Origin of the sequence: Paraburkholderia sp. J8-2 (genome assembly GCF_905220195.1) — a bacterium.
In the GTDB taxonomy this organism is placed as follows: domain Bacteria; phylum Pseudomonadota; class Gammaproteobacteria; order Burkholderiales; family Burkholderiaceae; genus Paraburkholderia.
Genome location: NZ_CAJMZA010000002.1, coordinates 92,535 through 112,839, shown reverse-complemented (window position 1 = coordinate 112,839; position 20,305 = coordinate 92,535). Strand labels below are relative to the sequence as shown.

General features: G+C 65.4%; 21 protein-coding genes. 13 read left to right on the top strand and 8 right to left on the bottom strand.

Features of this window, described 5'->3' with window-relative positions; translation table 11 throughout:
* Positions 1–37 precede the first annotated feature (37 nt).
* Together U5A52_RS05800 and pdxH are read right to left on the bottom strand one after the other, a co-directional pair.
* Complete coding sequence (locus tag U5A52_RS05800) at positions 38–1,252, bottom strand: cyclopropane-fatty-acyl-phospholipid synthase family protein (RefSeq protein ID WP_321934239.1); 1,215 nt, start codon at positions 1,250–1,252, stop codon at positions 38–40.
* Positions 1,253–1,414: 162 nt separating this feature from the next.
* Positions 1,415–2,056, bottom strand: coding sequence for a pyridoxamine 5'-phosphate oxidase (pdxH, locus tag U5A52_RS05795; protein ID WP_321913093.1), 642 nt, complete (start codon positions 2,054–2,056; stop codon positions 1,415–1,417).
* A 160-nt stretch (positions 2,057–2,216) separates the two neighbouring features.
* Between pdxH and tcdA the strand changes: the two genes are divergently transcribed.
* Positions 2,217–3,089, top strand: coding sequence for a tRNA cyclic N6-threonylcarbamoyladenosine(37) synthase TcdA (tcdA, locus tag U5A52_RS05790; RefSeq protein ID WP_321913092.1), 873 nt, complete (start codon positions 2,217–2,219; stop codon positions 3,087–3,089).
* A gap of 90 nt (positions 3,090–3,179) precedes the next feature.
* Here the strand turns inward: tcdA and U5A52_RS05785 are convergent, their stop codons facing one another.
* Positions 3,180–3,914, bottom strand: a complete 735-nt coding sequence (locus U5A52_RS05785) for a Crp/Fnr family transcriptional regulator (protein ID WP_321913091.1) — start codon at positions 3,912–3,914, stop codon at positions 3,180–3,182.
* 717 nt (positions 3,915–4,631) lie between these two features.
* Between U5A52_RS05785 and U5A52_RS05780 the strand changes: the two genes are divergently transcribed.
* Positions 4,632–6,167, top strand: a complete 1,536-nt coding sequence (locus U5A52_RS05780) for a mannose-1-phosphate guanylyltransferase/mannose-6-phosphate isomerase (protein WP_415765725.1) — start codon at positions 4,632–4,634, stop codon at positions 6,165–6,167.
* Between the two features lie 51 nt (positions 6,168–6,218).
* Here the strand turns inward: U5A52_RS05780 and trxA are convergent, their stop codons facing one another.
* The gene (gene trxA, locus U5A52_RS05775) at positions 6,219–7,067 is read right to left on the bottom strand and encodes a thioredoxin (protein ID WP_321934238.1); all 849 of its coding nucleotides are present in this window, start codon (positions 7,065–7,067) and stop codon (positions 6,219–6,221) included.
* A 116-nt stretch (positions 7,068–7,183) separates the two neighbouring features.
* Positions 7,184–8,065, bottom strand: a complete 882-nt coding sequence (locus U5A52_RS05770) for a pirin family protein (RefSeq protein WP_321934237.1) — start codon at positions 8,063–8,065, stop codon at positions 7,184–7,186.
* A gap of 223 nt (positions 8,066–8,288) precedes the next feature.
* On the opposite strand from U5A52_RS05770, the gene U5A52_RS05765 reads away from it, so the two are divergent.
* Entirely contained in the window at positions 8,289–9,185 is an 897-nt protein-coding gene (locus tag U5A52_RS05765) for an EamA family transporter (protein WP_321913088.1), read from the top strand.
* Positions 9,186–9,292: 107 nt separating this feature from the next.
* Here U5A52_RS05765 and U5A52_RS05760 read toward each other — a convergent pair whose 3' ends face one another.
* Together U5A52_RS05760 and tsaE are read right to left on the bottom strand one after the other, a co-directional pair.
* The gene (locus U5A52_RS05760; protein WP_321934236.1) at positions 9,293–10,855 is read right to left on the bottom strand and encodes an N-acetylmuramoyl-L-alanine amidase; all 1,563 of its coding nucleotides are present in this window, start codon (positions 10,853–10,855) and stop codon (positions 9,293–9,295) included.
* On the bottom strand, positions 10,837–11,439 hold the full coding sequence (tsaE, locus tag U5A52_RS05755) for a tRNA (adenosine(37)-N6)-threonylcarbamoyltransferase complex ATPase subunit type 1 TsaE (protein ID WP_321934235.1): 603 nt from the start codon (positions 11,437–11,439) through the stop codon (positions 10,837–10,839). Before tsaE ends, U5A52_RS05760 begins: the two co-directional genes overlap by 19 nt.
* 128 nt (positions 11,440–11,567) lie before the next feature.
* Between tsaE and queG the strand changes: the two genes are divergently transcribed.
* From queG to U5A52_RS05705, 10 genes are all read left to right on the top strand, one after another.
* Positions 11,568–12,845 carry a tRNA epoxyqueuosine(34) reductase QueG gene (gene queG / locus U5A52_RS05750; RefSeq protein WP_321934234.1) on the top strand — a complete coding sequence of 426 codons (1,278 nt, stop codon included), beginning with the start codon at positions 11,568–11,570 and terminating at the stop codon, positions 12,843–12,845.
* Positions 12,846–13,009: 164 nt separating this feature from the next.
* Positions 13,010–13,495, top strand: a complete 486-nt coding sequence (locus tag U5A52_RS05745; RefSeq protein WP_321913084.1) for a methylated-DNA--[protein]-cysteine S-methyltransferase — start codon at positions 13,010–13,012, stop codon at positions 13,493–13,495.
* Between the two features lie 10 nt (positions 13,496–13,505).
* Entirely contained in the window at positions 13,506–14,480 is a 975-nt protein-coding gene (gene xerD / locus U5A52_RS05740; RefSeq protein WP_321913083.1) for a site-specific tyrosine recombinase XerD, read from the top strand.
* A 54-nt stretch (positions 14,481–14,534) separates the two neighbouring features.
* Complete coding sequence (gene ybaK / locus U5A52_RS05735; protein ID WP_321934233.1) at positions 14,535–15,026, top strand: Cys-tRNA(Pro) deacylase; 492 nt, start codon at positions 14,535–14,537, stop codon at positions 15,024–15,026.
* Between the two features lie 198 nt (positions 15,027–15,224).
* Entirely contained in the window at positions 15,225–15,845 is a 621-nt protein-coding gene (gene plsY, locus U5A52_RS05730; RefSeq protein ID WP_321934506.1) for a glycerol-3-phosphate 1-O-acyltransferase PlsY, read from the top strand.
* Positions 15,846–16,031: 186 nt separating this feature from the next.
* A complete protein-coding gene (locus U5A52_RS05725) occupies positions 16,032–17,831 on the top strand; it encodes a methyl-accepting chemotaxis protein (protein WP_321934232.1) in 1,800 nt (599 codons plus the stop codon).
* Positions 17,832–18,073: 242 nt separating this feature from the next.
* Positions 18,074–18,322: a DUF4160 domain-containing protein gene (locus U5A52_RS05720; RefSeq protein WP_321913080.1), complete on the top strand. Its 249-nt coding sequence runs from the start codon at positions 18,074–18,076 to the stop codon at positions 18,320–18,322.
* On the top strand, positions 18,309–18,794 hold the full coding sequence (locus U5A52_RS05715; protein WP_321934231.1) for a DUF2442 domain-containing protein: 486 nt from the start codon (positions 18,309–18,311) through the stop codon (positions 18,792–18,794). Before U5A52_RS05720 ends, U5A52_RS05715 begins: the two co-directional genes overlap by 14 nt.
* A gap of 68 nt (positions 18,795–18,862) precedes the next feature.
* Positions 18,863–19,186: a metalloregulator ArsR/SmtB family transcription factor gene (locus U5A52_RS05710; protein WP_321934230.1), complete on the top strand. Its 324-nt coding sequence runs from the start codon at positions 18,863–18,865 to the stop codon at positions 19,184–19,186.
* The gene (locus U5A52_RS05705; RefSeq protein ID WP_321913077.1) at positions 19,179–19,667 is read left to right on the top strand and encodes an SRPBCC family protein; all 489 of its coding nucleotides are present in this window, start codon (positions 19,179–19,181) and stop codon (positions 19,665–19,667) included. Before U5A52_RS05710 ends, U5A52_RS05705 begins: the two co-directional genes overlap by 8 nt.
* Before the next feature lie 105 nt (positions 19,668–19,772).
* Here the strand turns inward: U5A52_RS05705 and U5A52_RS05700 are convergent, their stop codons facing one another.
* Positions 19,773–20,258, bottom strand: a complete 486-nt coding sequence (locus tag U5A52_RS05700) for a YajQ family cyclic di-GMP-binding protein (protein WP_028209548.1) — start codon at positions 20,256–20,258, stop codon at positions 19,773–19,775.
* Positions 20,259–20,305 lie beyond the last annotated feature (47 nt).

Below are 20,305 nucleotides of genomic sequence, written 5' to 3'. Positions count from 1 at the left end.
TGCGCCGGCGGCGCGGCGAACCGCGCCGCCGCCCGCGTCAGAGCGGCTTCTCGTACATATACCGGCGCGACCACGGCAGCGTTGTCGCGCTGCGGCCGGCCTTGCGGCAGACGATCTGGAAGATCGACACGTCGTCGTGCTCGAACGCGTACGCGCAACCCGCCAGATAAACGCGCCAGATGCGGAACTTCTCGTCGTCGACGAGCTGTTTCGCTTCCTCGGCGCGCGCCTCGAAATTCTCCGCCCACAAATCGAGCGTGTGCGCATAGTGACGGCGCAAGCTCTCCACGTCAACCGCTTCGAGGCCGCCGCGCTGCGCCGCTTCGAGCGCGAGGCCGATGTGCGGCAGCTCGCCGTCGGGGAACACGTAGCGGTCGATGAACTCGCCGGCGCCGAGCGCCGTTTCGCCCGAGTCGGCGTCCGACGAAGTAATGCCGTGATTCATGGCGACGCCGTCGTCGGCGAGCAGGTCGTGGACCTTGCGGAAATAGCCCGGCAGATTCTTGCGCCCGACGTGCTCGAACATCCCCACGCTCGTGATGCGGTCGAACTGGCCCTGCACATCGCGATAGTCCTGCAGCCGGATCTCGATGCGCTTTTCCAGACCCGCGGCCTTCACGCGCGCGGTGGCGAGATCGAACTGGTTCTGCGAGAGCGTCACGCCCACGCAGCGCGCGCCGAACTTCTGCGCCGCGCGCAGCACGAGCGCGCCCCATCCGCAGCCGATATCGAGCAGCGTCTGGCCTTCCTGCACCTGGATCTTGGTGAGGATGTGGTCGATTTTCTTGAGCTGGGCGGTCGCGAGGTCTTCATCGCCGTTCTCGAAGTAGGCGCACGAATAGACCATGTTCTCGTCGAGCCAGAGCTTGTAGAACTCGTTCGAGACGTCGTAGTGGTACTGGATCGCCTGTTTGTCCGTGGACTTCGAATGCGTGAAATAGCGGCGCACGCGCGCGAGCTTGCCGGCGCTCGTGACGGTGTTGCGTGCGAGCGAGTAGCTAATGTTGATGATGTCGGCGAGCTTGCCTTCGATGTCGATCTTGCCCTTCACGTAGGCCTCGCCGAGATTGTCGAGGCTCGGCGTGAGCAGGAGCGGCAGAGCAGAAGCGCTATTGACCTTGAGCGTGACCCGAGGCGCGGTGAAGTGGCCGAAGTCGTATTGCTGCCCGCTCCAGAGCACGAGGCGGGCGGGCAGGTTGGCCTTGCTGCGCACTTCTTCTGCCCACTGTGCGAGTTTTTTCTCCCAGAACATGCGTTTCTCTCCCTGTCAGATGAACGATTGAAGCCCAATGACAAAAGCGAATTGCGATGCTTGATGTATGTCGGCAGCGAGGAACTGAATGACGCGAAGCTAAAGCGGTGAGACGAAAACAAGGTGGGCGCGGCGCGAGTGCAGCACGCCGCGCACATGAGATCAGGGGGCGAGGCGCTCGATCGTCCACGGAGCACTCGCGCGCTCACGCGTGTAGCGGATACGGTCGTGCAGCCGCGACGGCCGGCCCTGCCAGAACTCGATCGCTTCCGGCACGAGCCGGTAGCCGCCCCAATGCGGCGGGCGCGGCGGCGCGTCGCCGTACTGCGCGACGATTTCGCGCTCGCGTGCTTCGAGCGTCTCGCGGTTCGCGATCACCGTGCTCTGCTCCGAGGCCCACGCGCCAATGCGCGAGCCGAGCGGGCGCGAGTTGAAGTAGGCGTCGCTTTCCTCGGCGCTCGTGAGTTCGACCGTGCCCTCGATGCGCACCTGGCGCTCCAGCTCGATCCAGTGAAAGAGCAGCGCCGCATGCGGATTCGCGCTCAGTTCGCGGCCCTTGCGGCTCTCGTAGTTCGTGAAGAACACGAAGCCGCGCTCGTCCACGCCCTTGATGAGCAGGATGCGGGCGGCCGGGCGGCCTTGCGCGTCGACCGTGGCGACCGTCATGGCGTTGGGCTCGGGCAGCTTCGCGTCGAGCGCCTGGGCGAACCAGGTCTGGAACTGGCGGATCGGATCGGGCTCGACGTCGGCGGCGTCGAGCGAGCCGAGCGAGTAAGTCTTGCGGAGATCGGCGAGGGATGTCATTTTTTATGCAAACGCTTCAAAGCGGAGAAGTCTATCGAACAGGTGGGCAAGCAAGGGGCACGCGGCCTCGTTTGGCGCGATCAGGCAAAATACGGGTCTTGCGAGGACCGCGACAGCAGCGTGTGACCGGTCCGAGGTCCGCTTACGTTTGCCTACCGTCATGTCCAGTACCCCGATTTCCCCTGCCGCCGGCTCCGTCGATCTTACCGCGAGCCCTGCCGACGATGTTGCCGACCGCGCCCGCCGATTCGGCGGAATCGCGCGGCTTTATGGCGCACCCGCGCTCGACGCGTTCGAGCGCGCCCACGTTGCCGTGATCGGCATTGGCGGCGTGGGCTCATGGGCCGCCGAAGCGCTCGCGCGCAGCGCGATCGGCAAGCTCACGCTGATCGACCTCGACAACGTGGCCGAGAGCAACACCAACCGCCAGATCCACGCGCTCGACGGCAACTACGGCAAGCCGAAGGTCGAGGCCATGGCCGAGCGCATCAAGCTCATCGACCCGGCCTGCGACGTGCGTCTCGTCGAGGATTTCGTCGAGCCGTCGAACTTCGCCGAGCTGCTGGGCGGCGGCTTCGACTACGTGATCGACGCCATCGACAGCGTGCGCACCAAGACCGCACTGATCGCCTGGTGCGTCGAACACCGCGTGCCGCTCATCACGGTGGGCGGCGCGGGCGGGCAGCTCGACCCCACGCGGATTCGCATCGACGATCTCGCGCTCACGATCCAGGACCCGCTGCTGTCCAAGGTGCGCGGCCAGTTGCGCAAGCAGCACGGCTTTCCGCGCGGTCCGAAGGCGAAGTTCAAGGTGAGCGCCGTGTATTCGGACGAACCGCTCATCTATCCCGAAGCCGCCGTGTGCGATATCGACGCCGAGGCCGAGCACGTGACCACGTCGCCGGGGCATCACGGTCCGGTGGGGCTGAACTGCGCGGGTTTCGGTTCGAGCGTGTGCGTGACGGCGAGCTTTGGCTTTGCAGCGGCTTCGTACGTGCTGCGAACGTTGGCGCATCAGGCCAACGGGCGTTGAATCCGGGCCGCCCGAATGCAAGAAAGCGTGCCTCGTGAGGCACGCTTTTTTTGTAGCCCTGGAAAGCGAACGAGCCGCGAGTAGGCCGCCTTATTCGACGGCTTCCGCCTCGTGCAGGCGCGGCAGCAGACGATCGAACTCGCGGCGTACGAGACCATAGCACTCGCAGGCGCGCGCTTCGAGGCGCTCACGGTCCAGCACGCGGATCTTGCCGCGGCTGTGATGGATCAGGCCTTCGTCGTGCAGCTTGCCGGCCGCTTCGGTGATGCCTTCGCGGCGCACGCCGAGCATGTCGGCGATCAGTTGTTGCGTGACGCTCAGATCGTACGAGTCGACGCGATCCACTTCGATCAGCAGCCACCGGCACAGCTGCTTGCTGAGCGAGTGGTGACGGTTGCACGCGGCCGTCTGCGCGACTTGCGTGAGGAGTGCATGCATGTAAAGCAGCGTGACGCGGCGCAGGAGGTCTGAGCGCGCGAACTGCTGCTTGAGCGCCTGTGCGCTAATACGGTAAGCGAAGCCAGAGCTTTGCACCTGCACGCGGTTCGGCATGGTTTCGCCCCCCGTCAGCACCGGCACACCGGTCATGCCTTCGCGGCCCACGGCTGCAATTTCGACGGAGCTGCCATCCTCCATTGTCGAGAGCATCGAGATGACTGCCGTCGTCGGAAAGTACACGTGATGAATACGCTGGCCACAATCGCAGAGCAGTTGTTCAGTGCGCAGCTGAACAAGTTCGAGGTGGGGCGCGAGCGCCTGCCACTCGTGCGACGGAAGTGCGCCCAGCAGATGATTGCCGTGCAGATCAGATTGAAGGGTCAACATGATTGGTCCTCGCGTGAAGCGGCGTGCCGCCCCCTGTTTTTTCTGACTCCGGTCTCCGAACTTGTTGTTATCGCCGTTACCCGTACGGCTATACGTTCGTTGCGCCGGCCCCATGAGCCCCATAGCGCTTTCCGATCTCGATTGTCGGCATCTACGCCTCGGTGGCGAACTCTACTTAGCAGGGGTTGTGCCAGCAGCGGCAAAAGTGAGAACGCTTGCGGGTTCGCGCGGTGCGAGCAATTTCCGGGACGACCAATTGCCGCATTATTGTTTCAGTTCTGTACAGCATCCGTGCGGCGCCACTTGCCAATCAACAGAAGTTTATTGTCGCTAACTCATTGATTTATTTTGATATTGTCGTTCTGTATGCGGCTGGACGGAAATGAGTCCTCCTTGAAACATCGTTGAGCCAAGGCCTGGAGGGCGTTGTGCACCGGCCTCTGAAGCGAAGCGGTTTTGATTCAACTCTGTTGGTGCTGCACTGACACTCTCGCAAAAACGTTCGGATGTGAAACATCACGTCGCGCAGCCATCTTTGTGCTTCGTGCGCTGCCGCACATAACGACGGCTGCGCCTGCGTCTCGCCGAAAAATTTCGTGATGGCCCCGGCGATCAATGTGGCTGCGCGTACAGATTCGCGCGGCGTGTCTTGTTCAAATGTCACCCGTACGCGAATACATACGAGACCAGGCGCATTGCTACGGGGGAGTGATCCAGATGAACAATGACGTGACATCTGCGGGCCTGATGGCCGCCGCCAACGAAGGCGAAGCCGAGCTAGTCGTTCAGCCCGTGGTGCTGGCGGGCGGTTCCGGCACGCGGCTATGGCCGCTTTCGCGCGAATACTGTCCCAAGCAGCTGATCGATCTGCTCGATGGCGAGTCGCTGCTAGAGGCGACCGTGCGGCGCCTCGACGGCGTGTTTCTGCGCAGCGCCGTCTCACTGCCTGAATCGCACACTGCGGTTCGCAAGGCTGCGCCGTTCGTCGTGAGCAGCGAGGACCTGCGCCATCTGACCGCTGATCGTCTCGGACGCAGTGGCATGGCAGCACGCTTCGTGCTGGAGCCGCTCGCACGCAACACGGCGCCCGCACTGACGGCGGTGGCCCTTGCCGCGAGCCGCGACGGCGATCCCGTGCTCGTTGCAATGCCCGCAGACCATCTGATCGCCGATGGCGCCGCGTTCGCTGCCGCGCTCGAAGAAGCCGTGACGCATGCGGCGCGTGGCGCCATCGTCACGCTCGGCGTGCCGCCGCAACGTGCCGAAACGGGCTATGGCTACATCGGCGCGGGATTGCCGCTTGGCAGCAGCGGGGCGCGCAGCATCGAGCATTTTGTCGAGAAGCCCGATGCGCAGCGCGCGGCGAGCTATGTGGCCTCGGGCAACTATCTATGGAACAGTGGGATTTTCGTTGTGCGCGCATCGGTCTGGCTCGCGGCGATCGCGCATAGCCGGCCGCTCATTGCGGCGCAGTGCTCGGCGGCATTTGAAAGCGCCGCCGTCGACGCCGACGGCACCGTCCACTTGAACCGCGACGCGCTCGCCGCCTGTCCATCCGATTCGATCGATTACGCGGTGATGGAGTCGGTCGGCGTGAATGCGCGGCTCGCGGGCGTGGTCGTGCCGCTTCGCTCCGGCTGGTCGGACGTCGGGGCGTGGGATGCCCTGTGGCAGGTCTCGGAGAAGGATGAGAATGGTAACGTCGCGCGCGGGCGCGTGCTATTCGAGGATGCGACGGATACCTTCGTGCATTCGGACGGCCGGCTCGTTGCCTGCGTGGGCGTGCGAGGCATGGTGGTGGTCGAAACGGCGGACGCCGTGCTCGTTGTCGCGAAAGAGCGCGTTCAGGACGTCAAGTCGGTGGTCGCGAAGCTCAAGGCGCAGCATAGCGAGGTGGCGCGCCAGCACCGGCGCGTGGAGCGCCCGTGGGGCTGGTACGACTCGGTCGATCAGGGCGAGCGCTTCCAGGTCAAGCGCATTGTCGTGAAGCCGGGTGGTCGGCTCTCGCTGCAGATGCATCACCACCGCGCCGAGCACTGGACCGTGGTGCGCGGTACGGCCCGCGTCACACGCGGCGACGAGGTGCTCCTGCTCTCAGAGAACGAATCGACCTATATTCCGCTCGGCATGACCCACCGGCTCGAGAACCCCGGCAAGACGGCGCTCGAGATCATCGAGGTGCAGTCGGGCTGCTATCTCGGAGAGGACGACATCGTGCGCTTCGATGACCAGTACGGTCGTGTTCAGGCATAGCTGACTGAACGTCGTGCGAGGACGCACGGGGCGTCCTCGCCCTGCGCGAGATCAGTTCAGCGTTGCGCTCAACTTGCGCCGCCACTCGCTTACGAGCTGCGGCTGATGCGCCGCGAGATCGAACACGGAAAGCATGGTCTTGCGGCCCGCGTCGTCGCGGAACGCGCGGTCGCGCTTCACGATCTCCAGCAGATGCTCGAGCGCGCCCGCATACTTGCGCCGGGCAATCAGCGCATTCGCCAGATCGAAGCGCGCTTCGAGGTCGGCGGGGTTGGCGGCGACCTGGGCTTCGAGCGCGTCGGTGGGCGGCAGGTCGGCGGCGGCGTCGAGCGCATCGAGGCGCGTCTTGAGCGCGTTGAAGCGCGCGTCGATACCCTGCGTGGTCTTGGGCGAAAGCAGCTCGACTTCCTTTTGCGCTTCGTCGGCGCGGTTGTCGGCGAGCAGCATCTCGATCAGGTCCATGCGCACTTCGTCGTTGCCCGGATCGAACGCGAGCGCGGCCTGCAGCGCTTCATAGGCTTCGTCGCGGCGGCCTTCGGCCAGTGCTTCCTGCGCGGCGCGGCGCGCGGCGTCGGCGCCGTCGGGGATCAGGCCGTCGAGGAACTGGCGCAGCTGGCCTTCGGGCAGCACGCCAACGAACTGATCCACCGCCTGGCGGTCGGCGAATGCCACGACGTGCGGAATGCTGCGCACGCCGAAATGCGCGGCAAGCTCCTGGTTTTCGTCGACGTTCACCTTCACGAGCTTCCATTTGCCCGCATAGTCGGCCTCGAGCTTTTCGAGCATCGGGCCGAGGCTCTTGCAAGGGCCGCACCAGGGCGCCCAGAAGTCGACCAGCACCGGCGCGAGCGCCGACGCTTCGATCACGTCTTTTTCGAAAGTGGCGAGAGTGGTGTCCATTGCATCCTCGTTGAGAAATCCGTTATGCCGCTAGTTGGGGACGAAACGTGCAGGTTTCAATCGTCCTCTGTACGCGGCGAGCCGTGTTGGGCCCCAGCGGGAGCCTTAGCGGAGCCTCAGCGCGGCTTCTTTTCCGGCAGCGGAATCCATTCCGTTTCGCCGGGAACATGCCCCATTTCCTGGCGCGTCCATGCTTCTTTCGCGGCTTCGATCTTCTCACGCGAGCTTGCGACGAAGTTCCATTCGATAAAGCGCTCGCCTTCGAGCTTTTCCCCGCCGAGCAGCATCACGCGGGCGCCATTCGTGCTCGAGAGCGTGACGGTTTCGCCTGGCACCAGCACGGCCATGCTGTGCTGTTCGAGCGGCGTGCCGTCGATCGCGAGATCGCCTTCCACGAGATAGACGCCGCGCTCTTCGTGCTCCGCGTCGAGCGCGATTGCGCTGCCCGGCGCGAAATCTGCGGCGACGTAAAGCGTGCCGGAGAAAGTCTCGACCGGCGCGGTCGCGCCGAACGCCGTGCCGGCGATCACGCGCATCGTCACGCCGTTGCGCTCGATTTCGGGCAGTGTGGCGGCGGCGTGATGGAAGAACGACGGCTCGGTGTCTTCGTGATCGAGCGGCAGCGCCACCCAGGTCTGGATGCCGTGCATGGTGAGGCCGGTGGCGCGGTCCTCGTCGGGCGTGCGCTCGGAGTGGACGATGCCGCGTCCGGCCGTCATCCAGTTCACGTCGCCGGGCACGATCTTCTGGCTCGAACCGATGCTGTCGCGATGCATGAGCGCGCCGTCGAACAGGTAGGTGACCGTGGCGAGCCCGATATGCGGATGCGGGCGCACATCGACGCCCGAGCCCGGAGCGAGCGTGGCGGGGCCCATGTGGTCGAAGAAGATGAACGGGCCGACGAGGCGTGCGGCGAGCGCGGGCAGCACGCGCCGCACATAGAGATTGCCGATGTCGCGTTGATGAGGCTTGAGAACCGCTTTGATCGATGAGGACATGATGCTTCCTGGATGAGTCGTACGGTGCCCGTGTTGGGCCAGCTGGTGGGCGAAATCGGCGCGCGGGACAGGCCGCGCGCGAGGCTGGCGCTCATTCTAACGCCGGTGTTCCCGGCGTGCGGCTAACGCATGGGCGTGGCGCTGGCGGCACGGCGCGAGGGGGCGCGAGGGGGTAAGATCGCCGCTTCGAAGAAAAGGTATGACGCAAAACAGGAGAAAGGGGATGTCGCCGAAGGACTTGTTGCTCGCGCTGGTGGTGGTGCTCGCGTGGGGCGTGAATTTCGTCGTGATCAAGGTGGGGCTGCACGGCGTGCCGCCGCTCCTGCTCGGCGCGCTGCGCTTCATGCTGGCGGCTTTTCCCGCCGTGCTGTTCGTGAAGCGCCCGCAAATGCCGCTGCGCTGGCTGCTGGCCTACGGCGCGACCATCTCGCTCGGTCAGTTCGCGTTCCTTTTCACCGCCATGTACGTGGGCATGCCCGCGGGCCTCGCTTCGGTCGTGCTGCAGGCGCAGGCGTTCTTCACGCTCGGCTTTGCGGCGGTGTTTCTGCATGAGCGCTTTCACGCGCAGAACGTGGTCGGCTTGTTGATCGCCGCGGGCGGCCTCGCGCTGATCGGCGTGCAGTCGATGGCGGGCGGGGCACAAGGCATGACGATCGCCGGTTTCGTGCTCACGCTGTGCGCGGCATGCATGTGGGCGCTCGGCAATATCGTCACGAAGAAGGTGGGCAAGGTGGATCTCGTCGGCCTCGTGGTGTGGGCGAGCCTCGTGCCGCCGCTGCCGTTTCTCGCGCTCTCGTACTGGATGGAAGGTCCGCAGCGCATCGTGGCCGCGCTCTCGGGCATCGGCATGACTTCGGTGGGCGCGATCGTCTATCTCGCGTTTGTCGCGACGCTCATCGGCTATAGCCTCTGGAGCCGCTTGCTCTCGAAGTATCCCGCAAGCCAGGTGGCGCCGTTTTCGCTGCTCGTGCCGATCGTCGGGCTCGCCTCGGCGTCGCTGCTGCTCGGCGAGCAGTTGAGCGCGGCCGAGATCGGCGGCGCCGTGCTCGTGATGGGGGGGCTCGCTGTGAACGTGTTCGGAGGCTGGGTCAAGCAGCGCATTGGGGCCGCGCGCTCGTAGTCTTCCCGCTGCAAATTTCCCGCTACAAATGAAAGCGCCGCGCGAGCCCGAAGGCGTGCGCGGCGCTTGCCTGGATGCACAGGAGGCCCGGCTTGCGGGCCTGAGCCTCAGGTCATACGGCCTTTCGCAAGGGGCGGATTGGCCGCGAAATAGCGCTTGATGCCCTTGAGAATCGCGTTCGCCATCTTGTCGCGATAGGCGTCGTCGTTGAGCCTCGACTCTTCTTCGGGATTGCTGATGAAGGCCGTCTCCACGAGGATCGACGGAATGTCGGGCGCCTTGAGCACCGCGAAGCCCGCCTGCTCGACCGAGCCCTTGTGCAGCTTGTTGATCTCGCCGACCTCGTCGAGCACGAAGCCGCCGTAACGCAGCGAGTCGCGGATCTGCGCCGTGGTCGACATGTCGAAGAGCGCGCGGTTCACGGCGGCGTCGGCTGTTTGCACGCTGATGCCGCCGATCTGGTCCGACGAGTTCTCCTTGTTCGCCATCCAGCGCGCCGCGGCGCTCGTCGCGCCGTGCTCCGAGAGCGCGAACACCGATGAGCCGCGCGCCGCGGGCGTCGTGAACGCGTCGGCATGAATCGAGACGAAAAGGTCCGCGCCCACGCGGCGCGCCTTCTGCACGCGCACGTTCAGCGGCACGAAGAAGTCGGCGTCGCGCGTCATCATCGCGCGCATGTTGGGCTGGGCATCGATCTTCGCGCGCAGCTTCTTCGCGATGTCGAGCGCCACGTGCTTTTCGTAGGTGCCCGCGCTGCCGATCGCGCCCGGGTCCTCGCCGCCGTGGCCCGGATCGATCGCGACGGTCAACAGGCGCGTGGTGCCGCCCTTGGTCGACTTCGGCGCGGTGAAGCCGTAGTTGTCGTCGGCGCTGGCGCTGTCGTCGTTGTTGTTGCGCTGGGCGACGACGGGCGGCTTCGGCACGGCAGGCTTGCCCGCACGCGGTACAACGGTGGCAGGCGGGATCGGCGGCGCGGGACGCGGCGCGCCCGGCGAGGCGCCCGAGTCGCTCTGCGCGTAGCGCTCGAAAAACGCGTCGCTGTTGTCGTGCGCGGGCGGTGCGCTGATTCCTGCATTGGGACCCGCGAGCGTGGAGGGCGGCGCGCTGTCCTTCATCGCCTGGTGCGCGTCGAGCTGTTGCTGCTTGCGCTCGGTCTGGGCCAGCAGGTCCATCAGCGGGTCGGGCGCGACCGCCGGATAGAGGTCGAACACGAGCCGGTACTTGTACGAGCCCACCGGCTGCAGCGCGAACACCTGCGGCTTGACCGACCCCTTGAGGTCGAACACCATGCGCACGACGTGCGGCTGGTACTGGCCCACGCGCACGGCCTGGATCTGCGGATCGTTCGGCGTGATCTTGGAGACGAGGTTCTTGAGCGCGTCGTCGAGATCGAGCCCGGTGAGGTCGACGACGAGACGATCGGGGCCTTGCAGCAGTTGCTGTGTGTTCTGCAGCGGCTGGTCCGATTCGATCGTGACGCGCGTGTAGTCGCGCGCGGGCCACACACGCACGCCAACGACCGAAGTCGCCCACGCAAGACGCGGCACGGCAAGGCCGAGCACGAGCGTGGAGGCGCCCGCCTTCAGAATCTGCCGGCGACGCCAGTTGTGCGTGGCGGTGGCGGCCGATTCGATCGAGCGGAACGGTTTGATTAACATCTTTCTAGACATGCCTTTCCTGATGCGCTGTATGCGTACGCGGTGAGCACGCGGCCTTCGCCGCTTGCATCGGGCTCGAGCGAAAACACGAGATCGGGTACGCCAAGCAGGCCGCCCGCGCGTTGCGGCCATTCGACGAGACACACCGCACCTTGCGCAAAATATTCGCGAAAGCCCGAGTCGGCCCATTCGGCCGGATCGCTGAAACGGTACAGATCGAAGTGATAGAGCTGGAGTTCCCCATTCGGCGTGGCGACCGCGTACGGTTCGACGAGCGTGTAGGTGGGGCTGCGCACACGGCCCGTGTGGCCGAGCGCGCGCAGCGTGGCGCGCACGAGCGAGGTCTTGCCCGCGCCGAGGTCGCCGTGCAGCTGCACGTGCAGGCCATGAAAGGGCGGTGCGTTGGGATCTTGCGCGCCGTTTTGTGCGGCGCTTTGTGCAGTATTTGCGCGCAACGAATCGAGCGCATGCGCAAAGCGTGCGCCGAAGGCGTCGGTGGCGTCGGCATCGGCGAGATCGAAACGGCGCTCGAGGAGAACGTCGGCGGAGGGATCAAGCGAAAACGGCGAGTGGTCGTGACCGGGCGTGTCGGGCATTCTCGTAAAATGACGTAATGAACCCCACGCATTCCCCTTCGAACTCCGCGCAGGATGCGCGCGCGTCTTCGGAGGCGCTCGACCCAACGTCCGCTCAGGCATGTGCTCAGGCACAGGCGGCGCGAGATTTGTCTGCGCCGGCCGGCGAGCCGGCCACGCTGCTCGATGAGGCGGCGCTCGCCGCGCTCGCGGCGCGCATCCGGACGTGGGGGCGCGAGCTGGGGTTCGGTGCGATCGGTATCAGTGACACCGACCTTTCCCATGCCGAGGCGGGCCTCGCCGCGTGGCTCGAAGCAGGCTGCCACGGCGAGATGGATTATATGGCCAAACATGGGATGAAACGCGCGCGGCCAGCCGACCTTGTGGCCGGCACGCGACGCGTGATCACCGCACGCATGGCCTATTTGCCCCTCGATACGCTCGCGCCGAATGCGGCGGGAAAGACGCGCGAAAGTGCTTCGCAAGGCAGCTCGCATCGCAGCGAGGACGCTGGCGCCCAAGTTGGCACGAACGTTGCCCACGAGAGCATTCACGCCGACTGGCGACTGCGCGAGCACGCGCGGCTCGCCGACCCGTATGCCGCCGTCGTGTCGATCTACGCACGCGGGCGCGACTATCACAAGGTGTTGCGCGCGCGGCTGCAGCAGCTTGCCGAACGCATCGAGGCCGAGATTGGCCCGTTCGGTTTTCGCGTGTTTACCGACTCCGCGCCCGTGCTCGAAGTCGAACTCGCGCAGAAGGCCGGCGTGGGCTGGCGCGGCAAGCACACGCTGCTCCTGCAGCGCGACGCGGGCTCGCTCTTCTTTCTCGGCGAGATCTACGTGGACGTGCCGCTGCCCACCGACGCAGACGACCCGGCCAGCGCCGCACCGGAAACGCCGGGCGCGCATTGCGGCAGTTGCACGCGCTGCATCGACGCGTGCCCCACGGGTGCGATCACCGGGCCGTATCGCGTGGACGCGCGCCGTTGCATCTCCTATCTGACGATCGAATTGAAGGGCAGCATTCCCCTGGAACTGCGCGAGCTGATCGGCAATCGTGTGTATGGCTGCGACGACTGCCAGCTCGTGTGCCCGTGGAACAAGTTCGCGCAGGCGGCGCCCGTCGCCGATTTCGACGTGCGTCATGGGCTCGATCGAGCGAGTCTCGTCGATCTGTTCGCATGGAGCGCGGCGCAGTTCGACGAACGCATGCAGGGCAGCGCGATACGGCGCATCGGCTATGAAAGCTGGTCGCGCAATCTCGCGGTGGCGATGGGCAATGCGCTGCGCGCGCCGCAGCATGAAGGCGCGGATAGCGAGCGCGACGCCGCGCGCGCCGCGATCGTGAAGGCGCTGCGCGAGCGCGAGCATGACGAGTCGGCAATCGTGCGCGAGCATGTGCTTTGGGCGCTGGAGGCAGCGTGATGGGAGCGGAAAAGGCAGAGGCTGACATGGACATGACACTGAACGACGGCGCACTGGAAATCGCGCGCCCATCGCGGCACCATGGCGTGCAACGTTCGCGCACGGCTTTGCATGGGATCGGCGCAAGCGCTGAAGCGCTAACTCCGAATCGACAGGAGACGACGATGTTCAACGCAGTGATCGACGCGCCATTCGGCAAGGTCGGCATCCGAACCGTCGGGCCGGCGCTGCGCGAGATCGTCTATCTGCCGGGTCACACGGCGAGCGTCGAGCCCGATTGCGAACTCGCCGCGCGCGCGGCCGAACAGATCGCGCAGTATTTCGAAAACGCCGACGCCGGCTTCGACCTGCCGCTCGCCCCGCTTGGCACCGAATTCCAGCGGCGTGTGTGGGATGGCATCTGCGCAATCGAGGCAGGCGAAGTCCTCACCTACGGCGAACTCGCGAAGCGTATTGGCGGCCTCAGCCCGCGCGCCGTGGGCCAGGCGTGCGGCGACAATCCGTTTCCGCTCGTGATTCCGTGTCATCGCGTGGTGTCGGCGAGCGGTCTCGGCGGTTTCGCGCATCACGGCGGCGAAGGGTTCTTTCGCGACGTGAAGCGCTGGCTGCTCGCTCACGAATGCACGTCGAACCGATTTCAACTGCGCTGACACGATGACGATGACGACGAATCCGCCGCCGCTTGCCGTAAGCGATGCCGCCGACGAAGCGGAACACGCGCTCGACCCCGCCGCGGCCGAAGCGCTTGCCACGAGCCTCACCGCCATCGACACGTTTTGCGACGCCATGTGGCTCGAACACGGCCTCTCGCGCAACACGCTCGACGCCTACCGGCGCGATTTGCGCCTCTTTGCGCAGTGGCTCGCGCGCGAGCGCTCCAACGCGCTCGACACGACCCACGAAGACGATTTGCTCGCCTACAGCGCGCGCCGCAAGGACGACAAATCGACTTCGGCGAACCGGCGCCTTTCGGTGTTTCGCCGCTACTACGGCTGGGCGCTGCGCGAGCAGCGCGTGCACTCGGACCCGACCGTGCGCATCCGCTCGGCGAAGCAGGCGCCGCGTTTTCCGTCCACGCTGAGCGAGGCGCAGGTCGAGGCGCTGCTCGGCGCCCCCGATGTCGAGACGCCGCTTGGCCTGCGCGATCGCACGATGCTCGAGCTGATGTACGCGAGCGGCCTGCGCGTGACCGAACTCGTCACGCTCAAGACCGTCGAGGTGGGCATGAACGAAGGCGTGGTGCGCGTGCTCGGCAAGGGCTCCAAGGAGCGGCTCATTCCGTTCGGCGAAGAGGCGCACGCGTGGATCGAGCGCTACCTGCGCGAGGCGCGGCCGGCGTTGCTCGGCGCGCGCACGACCGACGCGCTCTTCGTGACCGCGCGCGCCGAAGGCATGACGCGCCAGCAGTTCTGGCACATCATCAAGCGCCACGCGGCGGCGGCGGGCGTGCACGCGCCGCTCTCGCCGCACACGATGCGCCACGCGTTCGCCACGCACCTGCTCAATCACGGCGCGGACCTGCGGGTCGTGCAGCTTTTGCTCGGCCACAGCGACATCTCCACGACGCAGATCTATACGCACGTGGCGCGCGAGCGGCTGCGTCTCTTGCACGCGAAGCATCATCCGCGCGGGTGATCCTCGCAAACCTGGCGGTGCGGCCCTTGCGAGTCCACCGATTACAATGCGCCGATGAGCAAAACGAAACATGTGTCCGAAACGCCCGCCACGCAGATGCTGCGCCGCGCGGGCGTCGCGTTCGGCGAGCATCCCTATGAGTATGTCGAGCATGGCGGCACGGAAGAGTCCGCGCGCCAGCTCGGCGTGGACGAGCATCGCGTCGTCAAGACGCTCGTGATGGAGGACGAGCACGCGAAGCCGCTCATCGTCCTCATGCACGGCGACCGCAAGGTGTCGACCAAGAATCTCGCGCGGCAGATCGGCGCGAAGCGCATCGAGCCGTGCAAGCCCGAAGTCGCGAACCGTCATTCGGGCTATCTGGTGGGCGGCACCTCGCCCTTCGGCACGAAGAAAGTCATGCCCGTGTATGTCGAATCGACCATACTCGAACTCGACGAGATCTGGCTCAACGGCGGCCGGCGCGGTTATCTCGTGAGCCTCGCTCCCACGGTGCTCACGACGCTCCTGAACGCGAAGCCGGTGCAGTGCGCAAGCGTCGACTAACGCGCGGCGTTCGCTCACCGTCCTCCCGCCTGTTCCCGTTGCTTCCCTGATTTACCCTGGTTTGTGCGCGGTTGTGCCGTCGGCGCGGGCAGGGCGTGCCCGCGCTTCGGTAGAATGAGCGCCGTCGCGCGTTGCCGGGCGGTGACGATCATCACTTCGGCCCGGCGCGCATCGTTCCACTTCCTCCGGGTTTCGTGCATGTACAACCTGTTCGTCGCCGTTCTTGCCTATCTGATCGGCTCGGTTTCGTTTGCCGTGATCGTGAGCGCCTTCATGGGCCTCGACGATCCCCGCTCCTACGGCTCCGGCAATCCCGGCGCGACCAACGTGCTGCGCAGCGGCAACAAGCAGGCCGCGATCCTCACGCTGATCGGCGACGCGTTCAAGGGCTGGCTGGCCGTCTGGCTCGTCGTGCGCTTCGGCCCGGGCTACGGTCTCGGCGACACAGCCGTCGCGCTCGCCGCGATCGCCGTGTTCCTCGGCCACCTGTACCCGGTGTTCTTCCGCTTCAAGGGCGGCAAGGGCGTCGCCACCGCGGCCGGCGTGTTGCTCGCCGTGAATCCGATCCTCGGCGTCGCCACGCTCGCCACCTGGCTCATCGTCGCGTTCTTCACGCGCTATTCGTCGCTCGCGGCGTTGGCGGCCGCCGTGTTCGCGCCGCTTTACTACGTGTTCATGTTCGGCCCGCGCATTGTCGCGCTCGCCATCCTCGCCATGAGCGTGCTGCTGTTCTGGCGGCATCGCGCGAACATCTCCAAGCTCATCGCGGGCAAGGAGAGCCGCATCGGCGAGAAAAAGGCTGCCGGCGCCGGCAAGTAGTCGGTTGCTATCTATTTGTCTGATAATTTCGCTTATCCTCCGCCAACTTCTGACAAATAGGCGATTCAAGGCGCATCTTCTACCGTTGCGCCCTCAAGAATGCCGTGTGGTTTGCCGTAATCCCCGATAGGTCCAGATCAGGTATGACGGCTTTCCTCTTTCTTCCCCACACGGCATTCCCTCCCGATGTTTTCCACTATCCGCGCGCGCATCGTCGCGCTATGCGTTGTTATCGTCGTGACCGCGCTGGCCGCGAATACGGCGCTCAACTATTTCGTCGCTAACTCACACAACCGGGATTCGATCGACAGCACGCTCACGGCGCTCGAGGAGAGCCACGCGCAAGGCGTTGCCGACTGGGTCGCGACGCACGTGCGGATGATCGACTCGCTGCAGGACGCCGTGCTCGCGCCGGACCCCGTGCCGGCGCTCAAGCAGATCGCGGCGGCGGGCGGCTTCACCAATGTCTACGTCGGTTATGCCGACCGCACGGCGAAATTTTCCGACGCGACCGGCATCCCGCCCGACTATGACCCGACCGGGCGCCCCTGGTACAAGCAGGCCGTCGCGGCGGGCAAGGCCGTGGTCACGCCGCCTTACGTGGATGTGGGCACGGGCAAACTCGTGGTGGCGTTCGCCGAGCCCGTGATTCGCGACGGCGCGGTGAAGGGCGTGATTTCCGGCGACGTGGCGATGGACAGCGTGATCGACAACGTCCGCTCGATTCACCCCACGCCGGCGAGCTTCGGCATGCTGGTCGACGCGAGCGGCGCGATCGTTGCGCACCCCGACCCGAAGCTCACGCTCAAGCCCGTCTCGGAACTCGCGCCTGATCTGGCAGGCGATCGCCTGAACGCGTTGTTCACGGCCACCGCGCCGTTGAAGGTGGACGTGAACGGCGACATCAAGCTGATGCGTGCGCAAACGATTCCGGGCACCGACTGGCGCGTGATCGTCGCCTTCGACCGCGCCGATGCGACGGCGGCCATGCGCTCGCTTCTCACGGCCTCGCTCATCGCGCTCGTGGTCGTTGCGCTGGCCGCTGCGGCGATCGTGGCGGCGGCGACAGCCGTGTCGTTCCAGCGCCTCTCGCGCGTGCGCGACGCGATGGACGCGATCAGCGCTGGCGAAGGCGATCTCACGAAGCGCCTGCCCGCCGTGGGCGACGACGAAGTGGCGCAGATCGCGCGTTCGTTCAACGCGTTCATGGACAAGCTGCGCGACGTGATGCGCCACATCCGCGACGCGAGCGAATCGGTGCGCACGGCGAGCGACGAGATCGCGGCGGGCAACGTCGACCTTTCGGGCCGCACCGAGTCGGCGGCGGCGAGCCTCGAAGAGACGGCGGCGTCGATGGAGGAAATCACGGCGACGGTCGCGCAGTCGGCGAACGCGGCGCAACAGGCCGACGTGACGGCGGCCACCGCTTCGCAGGCAGCTTCGCGCGGCGGCTCGGTGATCGGCGACGTGGTGCACACGATGGGCGACATCGAGAAGGCGTCCGTGAAGATCGCTGACATCATCGGCGTGATCGACGGCATTGCGTTTCAGACCAACATTCTCGCGCTGAATGCGGCGGTCGAAGCGGCGCGGGCGGGTGAGGAGGGCCGCGGTTTCGCCGTGGTGGCGGGCGAGGTGCGCAGCCTCGCGCAGCGCAGCGCGCAGGCGGCGCGCGAGATCAAGGGGCTGATCGAATCGACCGTAACCAGCGTGACTTCGGGCTCGCAGCTCGTGCGCCGCGCCGGCTCGACGATGGATGAGATCGTGGCGAATGTCTCGAACGTGACGACGATCATCTCCGAAGTCACCAACGCAACCGGCGAGCAGACGCGCGGCATCCAGGAAGTGAACCGCGCGGTGAGCCAGCTCGACGAGATGGTTCAGCAGAACGCGGCGCTCGTCGAACAGTCGACGGCTGCCGCGGCCGCGCTGCGCAGCCAGGCGGCCAGTCTCGCGGATGCGGTCGGCCAGTTCCGGCTCGACTGAGGCGCGCGAGCGCAATGGGGTGAGAGAACGGCGCTGCGGCGCCGTTTTCGCATGTTCAGCCCGCCAGTCGCCTGTCTTCGGCCGTTCAGAAACGGCCTATCCCTAACGGATGACTTTTCCCCAAACGCCACGTTGATAAGCTGGGTTCACGCAAACGCCAAAGTTTGTCGTGAGACAAAGGCCGTGCGCGTGCGCCTCAAATCGAGGTTTTGGAAACCCAACGTTAGGTTATTATCCGACCCATGCCCACTGTTCATCGCGTAGCGGGATATCGCGTGGCGATCTTTTCGCATGACCATCGGCCCGCCCATGTTCATGTCGCCAGTCCGCAAGGATCGTGTGTGTTCAAGCTGAATTGCCCTGAAGGTCCGCTCGAATTGCGCGAGCTTTACGAGCTCGCGGAGCAGCAGGTTGCGCGCCTCACACGCGCGCTCGAGCCGGAAATCAACATGTTGTGCATGGCGTGGTGGAGGATCCATGGTTTCCATTAGCAAGAAGCAGATTGCCGCGGCGCGCGAGGCTGGCGCGCAGAGTCCGGTTGCTGTATCCGCGCGCTATAGCCGTGTGCGCGCCCGGCTCGAAATCGAGTTCGCCAACGGCGTGGCCATTGGCGTGCCCGTTGCGCTGATCCAGGAGTTGCAAAGCCTCGAGCGTGCGCCAACGGCCGCGCAACTTGCCGAGGTCGAAATTTGGGGCGGCGGTCAGTCGCTTTACTTTCCGCGGCTCGATCTTTTGCTGTGGGCGCCCGGCCTGCTGCAAGGCGTGTTTGGCACGCAGGAATGGATGCGCGAACTCGCGCGCGCAATGGGTTCGTCCACGTCGCCGGCCAAGGCCGCCGCAGCGCGCGCGAACGGGCGCAAGGGTGGCCGCCCGCGCAAGCAGCCAGGCGATCAGGCGAACGATGAACCGGACGATGAAACGGCTGATCCGGTAGAGGCTCAGGCAAGCGCTACGGCGACGTGACGCGCCTTCATCGCTGCGGTGCCGTTTTCTTACCTTGACATGCAACCATGGGGTTGCATAATCAATGCATGAACGACGACGCCGTATTCCGCGCGCTGGCGGACGCGAGCCGCCGTCAACTGCTCGATCGCCTCCACGCGAAAAACGGGCAGACGCTGACCGATTTATGCCAGGGACTGGCCATGTCGCGCCAGGCGGTCACGAAGCATCTCGCGGTGCTGGAGGAGGCGAATCTCGTCGCGACGCAGCGCCATGGACGCGAGAAGCGGCATTTCATCAATCCGGTGCCCATCGGCGAGATTGCGGCGCGGTGGATCGGCAAGTTCGAGCGCGAGCGCGTAGGCGCGCTCGTCGGCCTCAAACGCTCACTCGAAGGAGACAGTCATGAGTAGCGAAAAGCACGCGCAAGCTGGCGCCGCTGGCGACTCGACGTTCGTCTACGTCACGTTCATCCGCACCACGCCGCAAGCGTTGTGGGCGGCGCTCACGAGCCGCGAGTTCACCGAGCGCTACTGGTTCGGCATGCATCACGAATGCGACTGGCAAACGGGCTCGCCGTGGTCGTTGCGCTTTGCCGACGGCCGTATCGCCGACTCGGGCACGGTGGTCGAGGCCGATCCGCCGCGCCGGCTCGTGCTGCGCTGGCGCAACATGTTCCTCTCCGAACTGCATGCCGAGGGCGATTCGCACTGCACGATCGACATCGAGCCCGTCGAGCACGCGGTCAAGCTCACGATTACGCACAGCATGGCGCGGCCAGGATCGATCTTCATCGAGAAGGTGTCGGGTGGCTGGCCGCGCATTCTCTCGAATCTCAAGACGCTGCTAGAAACCGGCGAGGTGCTCATGCCGCTCGTGGTGACGGCGGACTGAGCGCGGGAAAAGACGGAGGGGCGAAACGAAAACGGGGCGGCCGAAGCCGCCCCGCAATGCAATGGACTTGCCGCTTTAATCCGGGTTAAGCCGCGCGAATACGCCTTAATCGCGGAAGTTGTTGAAGTCGAGCGGCGTGTCGGTCACGTCCTTGCGCAGCATGGCGATCACGCTTTGCAGGTCGTCGCGCTTGGCGCCCGTCACGCGCACGGCGTCGCCCTGAATGCTGGCCTGGACCTTGATCTTGCTGTCCTTCACGAGCCTCACGATCTTCTTCGCGAGGTCGCCCGACACACCCTTCTTCACGGTGATGACCTGCTTGACCTTGTCGCCGCCGATCTTCTCGATCTTGCCGTAGTCGAGGAAGCGGACGTCCACATTGCGCTTGGCCATTTTCGAGACCAGCACGTCCTTCACCTGGCCGAGCTTGAAGTCGTCGTCGGCGAACGCGGTCAGCTCGCGCTCTTTTTGCTCGACGCGCGAATCCGAGCCCTTGAAGTCGAAGCGCGTGGAGATCTCCTTGTTGGATTGCTCCACGGCGTTCTTTACTTCGATCATGTTGGCTTCGCTGACGACGTCAAACGATGGCATTGCTTTCTCCAAAAAGTACGAGGTGCGCAAACGGCTAGGCAAACGCG

Coding starts and splice junctions, on each gene's coding strand:
- U5A52_RS05780 (WP_415765725.1), top strand. CDS start 4,632: ATGAACAATGACGTGACATCTGCGGGCCTGATGGCCGCCGCCAACGAA.
- U5A52_RS05745 (WP_321913084.1), top strand. CDS start 13,010: ATGTTCAACGCAGTGATCGACGCGCCATTCGGCAAGGTCGGCATCCGA.
- U5A52_RS05710 (WP_321934230.1), top strand. CDS start 18,863: ATGAACGACGACGCCGTATTCCGCGCGCTGGCGGACGCGAGCCGCCGT.
- trxA (WP_321934238.1), bottom strand. CDS start 7,067: ATGGACACCACTCTCGCCACTTTCGAAAAAGACGTGATCGAAGCGTCG.
- U5A52_RS05800 (WP_321934239.1), bottom strand. CDS start 1,252: ATGTTCTGGGAGAAAAAACTCGCACAGTGGGCAGAAGAAGTGCGCAGC.
- U5A52_RS05785 (WP_321913091.1), bottom strand. CDS start 3,914: ATGTTGACCCTTCAATCTGATCTGCACGGCAATCATCTGCTGGGCGCA.
- tcdA (WP_321913092.1), top strand. CDS start 2,217: ATGTCCAGTACCCCGATTTCCCCTGCCGCCGGCTCCGTCGATCTTACC.
- U5A52_RS05725 (WP_321934232.1), top strand. CDS start 16,032: ATGTTTTCCACTATCCGCGCGCGCATCGTCGCGCTATGCGTTGTTATC.
- plsY (WP_321934506.1), top strand. CDS start 15,225: ATGTACAACCTGTTCGTCGCCGTTCTTGCCTATCTGATCGGCTCGGTT.
- xerD (WP_321913083.1), top strand. CDS start 13,506: ATGACGACGAATCCGCCGCCGCTTGCCGTAAGCGATGCCGCCGACGAA.
- U5A52_RS05705 (WP_321913077.1), top strand. CDS start 19,179: ATGAGTAGCGAAAAGCACGCGCAAGCTGGCGCCGCTGGCGACTCGACG.
- U5A52_RS05700 (WP_028209548.1), bottom strand. CDS start 20,258: ATGCCATCGTTTGACGTCGTCAGCGAAGCCAACATGATCGAAGTAAAG.
- U5A52_RS05760 (WP_321934236.1), bottom strand. CDS start 10,855: ATGTCTAGAAAGATGTTAATCAAACCGTTCCGCTCGATCGAATCGGCC.
- ybaK (WP_321934233.1), top strand. CDS start 14,535: ATGAGCAAAACGAAACATGTGTCCGAAACGCCCGCCACGCAGATGCTG.
- tsaE (WP_321934235.1), bottom strand. CDS start 11,439: ATGCCCGACACGCCCGGTCACGACCACTCGCCGTTTTCGCTTGATCCC.
- U5A52_RS05720 (WP_321913080.1), top strand. CDS start 18,074: ATGCCCACTGTTCATCGCGTAGCGGGATATCGCGTGGCGATCTTTTCG.
- U5A52_RS05770 (WP_321934237.1), bottom strand. CDS start 8,065: ATGTCCTCATCGATCAAAGCGGTTCTCAAGCCTCATCAACGCGACATC.
- U5A52_RS05715 (WP_321934231.1), top strand. CDS start 18,309: ATGGTTTCCATTAGCAAGAAGCAGATTGCCGCGGCGCGCGAGGCTGGC.
- U5A52_RS05765 (WP_321913088.1), top strand. CDS start 8,289: ATGTCGCCGAAGGACTTGTTGCTCGCGCTGGTGGTGGTGCTCGCGTGG.
- pdxH (WP_321913093.1), bottom strand. CDS start 2,056: ATGACATCCCTCGCCGATCTCCGCAAGACTTACTCGCTCGGCTCGCTC.